Source organism: Streptomyces sp. NPDC002206, from assembly GCF_053593595.1.
The window spans coordinates 1031965-1040169 of sequence record NZ_JBSFCW010000001.1; the positions used below are offsets into that span (position 1 = coordinate 1031965).

Annotated in this window: 5 protein-coding genes and 1 pseudogene; 3 read left to right on the forward strand and 3 right to left on the reverse strand. The window is 69.0% G+C overall.

The genetic code is table 11. From position 1 onward, the window contains the following. The first annotated feature begins 102 nt into the window (after nucleotides 1-102). Nucleotides 103-864, forward strand: coding sequence for a phosphoglyceromutase (locus tag ACWCP8_RS04850; protein WP_451114112.1), 762 nt, complete (start codon nucleotides 103-105; stop codon nucleotides 862-864). Between the two features lie 78 nt (nucleotides 865-942). On the opposite strand, the gene ACWCP8_RS04855 is transcribed toward ACWCP8_RS04850, so the two are convergent. The 3 genes from ACWCP8_RS04855 to ACWCP8_RS04865 form a co-directional block, all read right to left on the reverse strand. Next, nucleotides 943-2166, reverse strand: coding sequence for a tyrosine-type recombinase/integrase (locus tag ACWCP8_RS04855; protein WP_451114165.1), 1224 nt, complete (start codon nucleotides 2164-2166; stop codon nucleotides 943-945). Nucleotides 2167-2692: 526 nt separating this feature from the next. Continuing rightward, nucleotides 2693-5890, reverse strand: a complete 3198-nt coding sequence (locus tag ACWCP8_RS04860) for an FG-GAP repeat domain-containing protein (protein WP_451114113.1) — start codon at nucleotides 5888-5890, stop codon at nucleotides 2693-2695. Between the two features lie 1107 nt (nucleotides 5891-6997). Next, nucleotides 6998-7126: a hypothetical protein gene (locus ACWCP8_RS04865; protein WP_451114114.1), complete on the reverse strand. Its 129-nt coding sequence runs from the start codon at nucleotides 7124-7126 to the stop codon at nucleotides 6998-7000. On the opposite strand from ACWCP8_RS04865, the pseudogene ACWCP8_RS04870 reads away from it, so the two are divergent. Beyond that, nucleotides 7125-7217, forward strand: a pseudogene (locus ACWCP8_RS04870) (Tn3 family transposase); the annotation flags it as partial. The gene ACWCP8_RS04865 and the pseudogene ACWCP8_RS04870 overlap by 2 nt on opposite strands. 31 nt (nucleotides 7218-7248) lie before the next feature. Next, nucleotides 7249-7911, forward strand: a complete 663-nt coding sequence (locus ACWCP8_RS04875; RefSeq protein ID WP_451114115.1) for a Tn3 family transposase — start codon at nucleotides 7249-7251, stop codon at nucleotides 7909-7911. The last annotated feature ends 294 nt before the right edge of the window (nucleotides 7912-8205 follow it).

Below are 8205 nucleotides of genomic sequence, written 5' to 3' on the forward strand. Positions count from 1 at the left end.
TCGATTGACGCGGGCCGTCAATCGTCCCCCGCCGCCGCCTCGCGCTGTCCGCCCTCTGACCAAGGGAGCGAAGGCCCCGAGGCTTCGATTACGCTCGGGCTCATGGCCGACGCACCGTACAAGCTGATCCTCCTCCGCCACGGCGAGAGCGAATGGAACGCGAAGAACCTGTTCACCGGTTGGGTGGACGTCAACCTCACCGAGAAGGGCGAGAAGGAGGCAGTCCGCGGCGGTGAGCTGCTCAAGGACGCCGGTCTGCTCCCCGATGTCCTGCACACCTCCCTCCAGAAGCGCGCCATCCGCACCGCCCAGCTCGCGCTCGAGGCCGCGGACCGCCACTGGATCCCGGTCCACCGCTCCTGGCGACTGAACGAGCGCCACTACGGCGCCCTCCAGGGCAAGGACAAGGCGCAGACGCTCGCCGAGTTCGGCCAGGAGCAGTTCATGCTCTGGCGCCGCTCGTACGACACCCCGCCGCCGGCCCTCGAGGACGGCACCGAGTTCTCGCAGAGCGACGACCCGCGCTACGCCACGATCCCGAGCGAGTTGCGCCCGCGGACCGAGTGCCTCAAGGACGTCGTCGAACGCATGCTGCCGTACTGGTACGACGGCATCGTCCCGGACCTGCTGGCCGGCCGCACTGTCCTGGTCGCCGCCCACGGCAACAGCCTCCGCGGCCTGGTCAAGCACCTCGACGGCATCTCCGACGCCGACATCACGGGCCTGAACATCCCGACCGGCATCCCGCTCGCCTACGAGCTGGACGCCGACTTCCGCCCCCTGAAGCCGGGCGGCACATACCTCGACCCGGACGCGGCGGCGGCCGCCATCGAGGCCGTGAAGAACCAGGGCAAGAAGAAGTAGCTTTTTTGATCATGCCCCTGAGCTGCGCAGACGGCGCGACTCAGGGGCATTTTCGCGGCCTGGGCCCTCTTTGGGCCCTCAGGCCCCCGGGTCCTGCGGCCGGAGCGCTCGCCCGAGAGCCTTCCGGGCCCGGTCCCGGCTGCTCGGCATGAGGTGCGCGTACACCTTGAGCGTCAGTCCCGGATCGGAGTGCCCGAGGTACTCAGCGAGGGCCTTGATGCTCTCCCCGGCATCCAGTAGGGCGGACGCGTAGAAGTGACGCAGGGCGTGCATGCCGTGCTCGCGGGCGGCGACATGCTCGCGACTATTGGCCTTCGGGATGACGCCCACCTTCGCGAGCGCGGGCTTCCAGTGGTCCTCGTTCAGCGACGTACGCCAGATGTGCCCACCGTTGGGGCCCGTAAAGATGAGCCGCCGGGTCACCGGCTGGCCGTTCGCTCGCATCCACGGGAGTTTGATCTCTACTGGCGGGAACCGCTTCATGTGCTCCTGTAGCGCCTCTGCCACTGGATCGGGCAGCGGTACGTCACGGAGCTTGCCGCCCTTCGGGGGCGCGAACACGGCCTTGCTCAGGCTCAGCTTGAGTTGCTGCACCACGTGCAGGGTGCCGCTGTCGAAGTCGATGTCATCGACGGACAGACCGAGGATCTCGCCTTGCCGCAGACCGCATCCGGCGCCCACGTCGAGCATGGGCCGGAAGCGCTCGACCATGGCGGCGCGCACGGCGAAGACCCGCTCAGGCTCCAAGGGGACGACGCGCCGCGCACCCATGGCCGGCGGGGTCACCGTGCGCGAGTTGCAAGGGTTCCGGCGCAGGCATCCGTCCTCCACGGCAGCGGAGAGCACAGCGCGGACGTTGGAGAAGATGACGCGTGCGTACGCGCCGGACATGCCGGACGCTTCGAGCTGCGTCACGAACTCCCGGATGTGGCCCGGCTGGAACGACCCGAGCTGACACGAGCCGATACGCGGGAAGGCGTGCAACCTGAGCTGAGACTCCATCGACGCTCGGGTGTTCGGGTCGCCGCTCTGGCTCACGAGCCACCTCTCTGCGAACTCCTGGAACGTCGTACGGGACGCGTGCGGGTCGATGAAGTCGCCGCGGGCTACGTCTGCCTGCATGGCACTCAGCCACTGTTCGGCCTGGCGTTTCTGGCCGTCGGGGAAGACCTTCTCCTTCCGCTTCCCCTCGGGCGTGAAGTAGCGGGCGCGGTAGCGCATGTGATGTTGACCGGATTGGGAGGCTTCTGGTCGGCGGCCGCCTGCGCGAAGTGGTCGTAGGCGTAGTGGTAGATGCCCCAGCCGAGGGCACCGGCGGCTATCAGCGCCACGGGTGCCACGATCCAGACGGGCCAGTGTCGTTGTCCTGGTCTTTGTCCAGTGCGCTGACGGACACCTCCGTTCATCGCCGTACGCGCACCCCGTCTGACCTGCCGCGTGAACCCCCACGGACACCTACGTACGGTCATGCGGACAGTTGGAAAGCGTGTTGGACATCCCCAGACGGATCGGATTGGAGCCTCTGTGGGCCATGCGTGGGCCAGCCGAGGCACTCTCGGCACATTGCATGCCGTTTCTGCAGGTCACCAGGCCCAGGGGTGGTGCAACCGCAACGCTCTTGAAAACCGTCGTGGCAGCTATGTCACCGTGGGTACAAATCCCACACTCTCCGCACAGGCCAGCGAAGGCACTCGCCAGGGGGTGCCCTGGACACGGGGGCACCCCTCTGACATTCACCGCACCCTGTGTGGCGCAGCATCGCGGTCGCCCTCGTCAGGCCTGCAGCTCCCGGTGGAGATGCAGGCCTGGAGGCTGTTGTTCCGGACCGTCAGTACAGCGCCTTGTAGACGCCCCAGCCGCTGCCGATCTTCACGCGTCCGCCGAAGCCGCCCTTTCCGTTGCCCGCCCAGCGATACAGGTTGCCCGCGGTATCGCGGGTGAGGAGGTCGTTGCGCCCGTCCTGGGTCAGGTCGCCGACACCGACCAGGGCGTTGTACGCGTTGAAGCCCGAGGCGATCTTCACGCGCCCCCCGAAGCCGCCCTTTCCGTTGCCGTACCAGCGATAGAGGTTCCCGGCCTTGTCCCGGCCGAGAAGGTCTCCGGTTCCGTCGCCATTGAGGTCGCCCACGCCCACCAGCGCCGTATAACCGGACAGCCCGGTGCCGATGCGCACCCGGGACTTGAACGTGCCCTTGCCGGTGCCGGCGTGGAACCACAGAACTCCGGACCGGTCACGGGTCAGCAGGTCGGACCGGCCGTCACGGTTGAGGTCCCCGGACGATGTCAGCAGGTTGTACGTGTTCCAACCCTTGCCGATGACGGTGGACTTGTTGGTTCCCCGGGCGAAGTACACCTGCCCGAAGCCCCAGTACGCACGCAGTTCGCCGGTGGAGTTGCGGACCAACATGTCCGCGAACCCGTCGCCGTTGAGGTCGCCGACCGGCACCAGGGTGGAGGAGGTCGGCCAGTCCGCGGTGTAGCTGCGGTTGTAGAAGTACCCCTTGGGATGCCCCTCCCATGAGTCGGTCCGGCCGTCCTTCCGGACCGCCACCATGTCCGGAAACCCGTCGCAGTCGTAGACGTGGGTCGGCAAGGCGCCGCACATCACGTCCAGGCCGCCGCTTCCCACCCGCACCGGCACGGTTCCACCGTTGAACCTCGCGGTCAGCTGCCAGGTGTAGAGACCGCTCGGGGCGGGAGCACCGTTCAACTCCCGGCCGTTCCACGAGGCCGAGATGCCGTCGAGACCGCGTTCGGCCCCACCGCGCACCACGGCCACCCGGCGCCCGGTCGTCTTCTGGACGATGCCCAGTTCCCAGGAGTCCACGGGGCGGCTCAGCAGCAACGAGGCCGTCCAGGTCGAGTAGTACGACGAAGTGGTCCTCGGCGCGACACTCCCGGAGGTGTACGCCTCCCCTATCACCGGAGCGGAGTCCGGTACCCCGTCCGCGCTCACATGCACGCGGCGATCGGCGTCCACGTAGGCGATGTGACCGCTGTACTTGTCCACGGTCCACGTGATCCTGCGGTCGTCCGCGAGCGTTCCGGCCGGGAGGGCGGCGAAGGAGCGCTCCGTAAGCGGGCTGCCGGTGTGGAAGTCCGTCAGCTTGAGCTCGCCCGCGTCCCGGTCGTGCCGGACCACGTAGCCATCGCCGAGCATGGCGGGGCCCGACGGCACAGCGAAACCGCGGTTGTTCGTCAGGTCGTACACCCCGGCCTGCTTGTCGGCACCGCAGGACCAGTAGAGCCAACGCGCTGTCGCCTGGAGCTCGGTGGGCACGCAGGCGGCACCAGTCCGCACGGTGCGGACGGGCTTGCCGGGAGTGGCGGCGTTCGCGTTCAGCCGCTCCGCGGTCAGCGTGCCGGGGCTGCCGGGGGTCGCGCTCCACAGGGTGGAGTACCAGAGCGCCGCGGCCTGCACCGGGCGGCTGCGTACCACCTTGTTATAGCCCGGGTCGATCAGGTACTGGGACCTCGGGGAACCGCCGTCCACCACCACGTACGAGGAAGACGCGTCCCTGACCTCGCCGCCGCTGCCGGGCAACTGCACCCGCACTTGCGACGTGTAGGCGTCCACGCGGGTCTCCAGGTACGTCCGCCCGCCTGTCTCGGACAGGAAGGACAGCCCGTACCAGTTGCCCTCCACGATCCGCACGCAGTCCTCACCCGTCGCACAGCGCACGGCGGAAGGGGGCATGCCCGCGGGCAGGGGCTTGGCCGCTCCCGCGACGGGGACCGGCCCGGTACCGACGTCCTGCTGGTAGAGGGAGAGCTTGCCCTCGGTGCTGTCCACCCGATTGAGGGTGCCCCGGTACAGGTTCAGTCCCAGGACCTTGGCAATCACCGGGGGCAGCGGCTGGACCACCTCGTGCGCCGGCTTCCCGTCGGGGCCAGCGGCGAAGCGGTGCACCGCCCAGTCGCCGGTGCCGGAGCCGCCGACGAGCAGGGCGCTCCCGTCCGCCGTCTGCGGTGGGTAGTCCGACACGAGCGCGATGTGGTCGAGTGCGGTGCTCGGCTCCCCGCCGTCGAGCGGCCGGGCCGTCAGCCGCCGGCCGAGCGTGGTGCCCGAGGTGGCGTCCGGGCCCGAGGTCAGGAGGGTGCCGCCAAGGAGGGCCACGGGGGCCGCGTCGTCGGGGAGCGGGAACTCCTGCGTCCCGGAGGAGACGTCACCGCGGGGCAGCCAGCGCAGCCCGGTGAAGCCGTGCCCCCACCAGGCGATGCGGTCGGCGCTCAGCAGGATGCGCAGGCCCTCGCCGCTCATCGCCTCGGAGAGAGGGGTGATCACGGCGGTCTCGGGGTCCAGCAGGCCATAGCGGTACGCGCCGTCCTGCCGGAAGGAGATCACCGCGCCGCGGTCGTCCGTGGCGCCCTGCTGCAGGGAGAGGCTGCTCAGCTGAGCGCCCGCGGGCAGGCCGGTGATGCGCAGCGGTTGCGCGGGATCGGTGCCGGTGTCGAGGAGCACACCGGCGGAGCTGGTGGTGCTGGTCGCGGACTCCAGAGCCAGCACCTTGCCCGCGACGGTCCCCCGGAACGTGTAGCCGGCCGGGAGCTGCGCTTCCCGGCGCTCACCGGTGTGCGGATCGAGCAGGGTATACCAGGCGGTGCCCCGGGCCAGGCTCGGTGAGACGGCGAGCAGGTCTCCGTCGACACCGACGGGGCGTACCAGCGCGTTGGCCGGCAGGGTCTGCGGGCCGGGCACCTGCGTCGAGGTGCCGCTCGCGAAGTCGGTCCAGGTGTAGCCGTCCCGGCCCTCCTGCTGGTGCAGGAAACCGGTGCTGCCCACCGCCAGCGGGGTGTCCACACGGGGTGTGGCCCGGTCGGCGGGCGGGATCACGACCTCCTGGGACGAGTCCGCCGCGGTCGCCACCTGGGCGGCCCACGCGGGCGGCGCGTCCACGGCGAGCGGGATGGCCGTTCCCGCGACCGCCAGAATCGTGGCGGCCGCACCGGCCGCGAGGCCCGCGCCACCTCTGCGGCGGCGGCCTCCGTGCAGTGGTTCAGTCGACGTCCGGGTCAATGCCCCCACGTCTCCCCCCTCATTGATGTGATGATCTGCCGCCGCGCGGCGCCCCGCCGTGGCCGGACGCGCTGCCACGTCACCCCCGGTGGCTGCGGTGGATCTTGCCGGCCGCTTGTGCGGTAGACGCTAGCCGATCAACGAGGTCCCAGTCCGCCCCTGACGGGATTACGATCAGACAACCCGACGACGCCCCGGCGGGGCGGCCAGGGAGCGACCATGCGGGGCCGGTGGTAACCGAAGGCGGTGACGCCCGTTAACGCCAGCGCTGACGCTGACCGGTACGGACATGTCGACTTGGTCGCCAGGGAACCAAACGGGGAGCCATTTACTCCGGCACGCAACGGACGATCGCGACCGGGGGTCGCAGGTCAACGACGGCGAACCAGGATGTCGGTTGAACCTCTGACTCCATTCGGGACGACGAGGCCCCAGTCGCTACTACGCCGCATCATCCCCAAATCTGGTTCCGAGGGCTGCACATTTCATCACTATCGGGGCGGGCGGCGGCGCAGCGCGGACAGAGCGGGGAGCGGCCCGACGGAGCGAAGGCGCGGCCGGAGCCCGACTGCGTACCCCATGGAGGGACCTCGTTGCCTTGGTCTTTGTCCGGTGCGCGGACGGCTGTTGGCGTTCAATGCTGTACGCACAGCCCCTCTGAGCTGCGGCGCGAACGCCTGCGAACGCCACCGACCGGAGACGCGGACAGTTGGAAAGCGTGCACCAACCAAACCGATGATTGGCCGGCGCGCGGGGGCCAAACGGGGGGCCAACAACAACAGCCCTCCCCGTACTCCCGTAGACGACTACGGACAGAACCTTGCGCCTCACCCCAGGTCAAATGACAGACCCGCAAGGTCACTTGCACATGCGATCGCGTTCGGGACGAAGAGGTCGCCAGCATCTGGGCTGGCCGTACTGGGAAGGCGTGCGCCACTGCTAGCCTCCCGTTGATGAGGTCGTCCGCACGGTAAAGGGCGGGACCCGGGGTGCGACATGGGCCGCCTGCCTCATCATCTGACCGCACCAGATGAGCAGCAGACCGAGCGGTCGCCGTTGCACCGAACGAAGGTGCAACGGCGGCCGCTCGTGTTTCACGCAGCTGGATCAGGGCCGCTACGACTCGTCGGTCCTGATGGTCACGGTGGCACCCGCCTCCCGGGCTGCCTCCCGCAGAACGGCCAGTGTGTCCGCGAGCGGCTCGCGGGGACCACCGCGTGGGGTGGTGGCGATGAAGCAGGGCATGCAGCGGCACTGCACGGACGCCGAGATCGAGTCCAACTACGTGGATACGCACGGCGCGAGCGTGGTCGGGTTCGCCTTCACCGAGCTGCTCAACTTCCGTTTGCTGCCGAGGCTGAAGAACATTGGCAGCATCCGCCTGTACCGGCCGGACGACGACCCGCCCGGCTGGCTGGCCGGCGCTCGGCGCCTCCCTGACCCGGGCCATCAAGTGGGACCTGATCGAGCAGCAGTACGACCAGATGGTCAAGTACGCCACCGCCCTACGCCTGGGCACGGCGGAAGCCGAGCAGGTCCTGCGGCGTTTCACCCGCGGCGGCCCCAAGCACCCGACCTACGCCGCGCTCGAAGAACTCGGCCGCGCCGTACGCACGATCTTCGCGTGCGACTACCTTGCCAGCCCCGACCTGCGCCGCGAGATCCACGGCGGGCTCCAGGTCGTGGAGAACTGGAACTCGGCGAACACTGTCCTGCACTACGGCAAGGACGGCGCGCTGACCGGCCCGGACAAGGAGCACGCCGAGACCTCGATGCTCGCCCTGCACCTGCTCCAGTCCAGCCTCGTTCACATCAACACCCTGCTGCTCCAGCAGGTCCTCGCCGAACCGGAGTGGGCCAAAAAGCTGTCCGATGAGGACCGGCGTGGGCTGACCGCGTTGTTCTGGTCGAACATCAATCCGTACGGCACCTTCCGGCTCGACATGGACAAGCGCCTCGAACCCCCCATGCTCGCCACGGTCCCCGGCCCACGGCAGGCAGCCGATGGCGTTGCCCGCCAGCACCGGTAGGTCGCCCAGAGCGCCCCCGGTCCGGACCAGACTGAGCGGCGATGATGCGATGACGATTAGTACTCCAGCCGTACTTCGGTATTTGGGCTGGTCAGCGGCCTGATGGCGGGGATTTTAGCCGGGGCGTCACAGGCGTGCGAGGGCTTTGGCTGACAGTTCCTTCGGACGGGGGCCCTGTCGCATATCCGTGGGCGTGTCCGAGTAGTTCTTCAGCGTGATCGATGAGGCTCCGGCAGGTGTGTGGGATCGGGAACTCGAGGAACTCTTCTTGCGGGTCGGCGCCCGCTTCGCCCG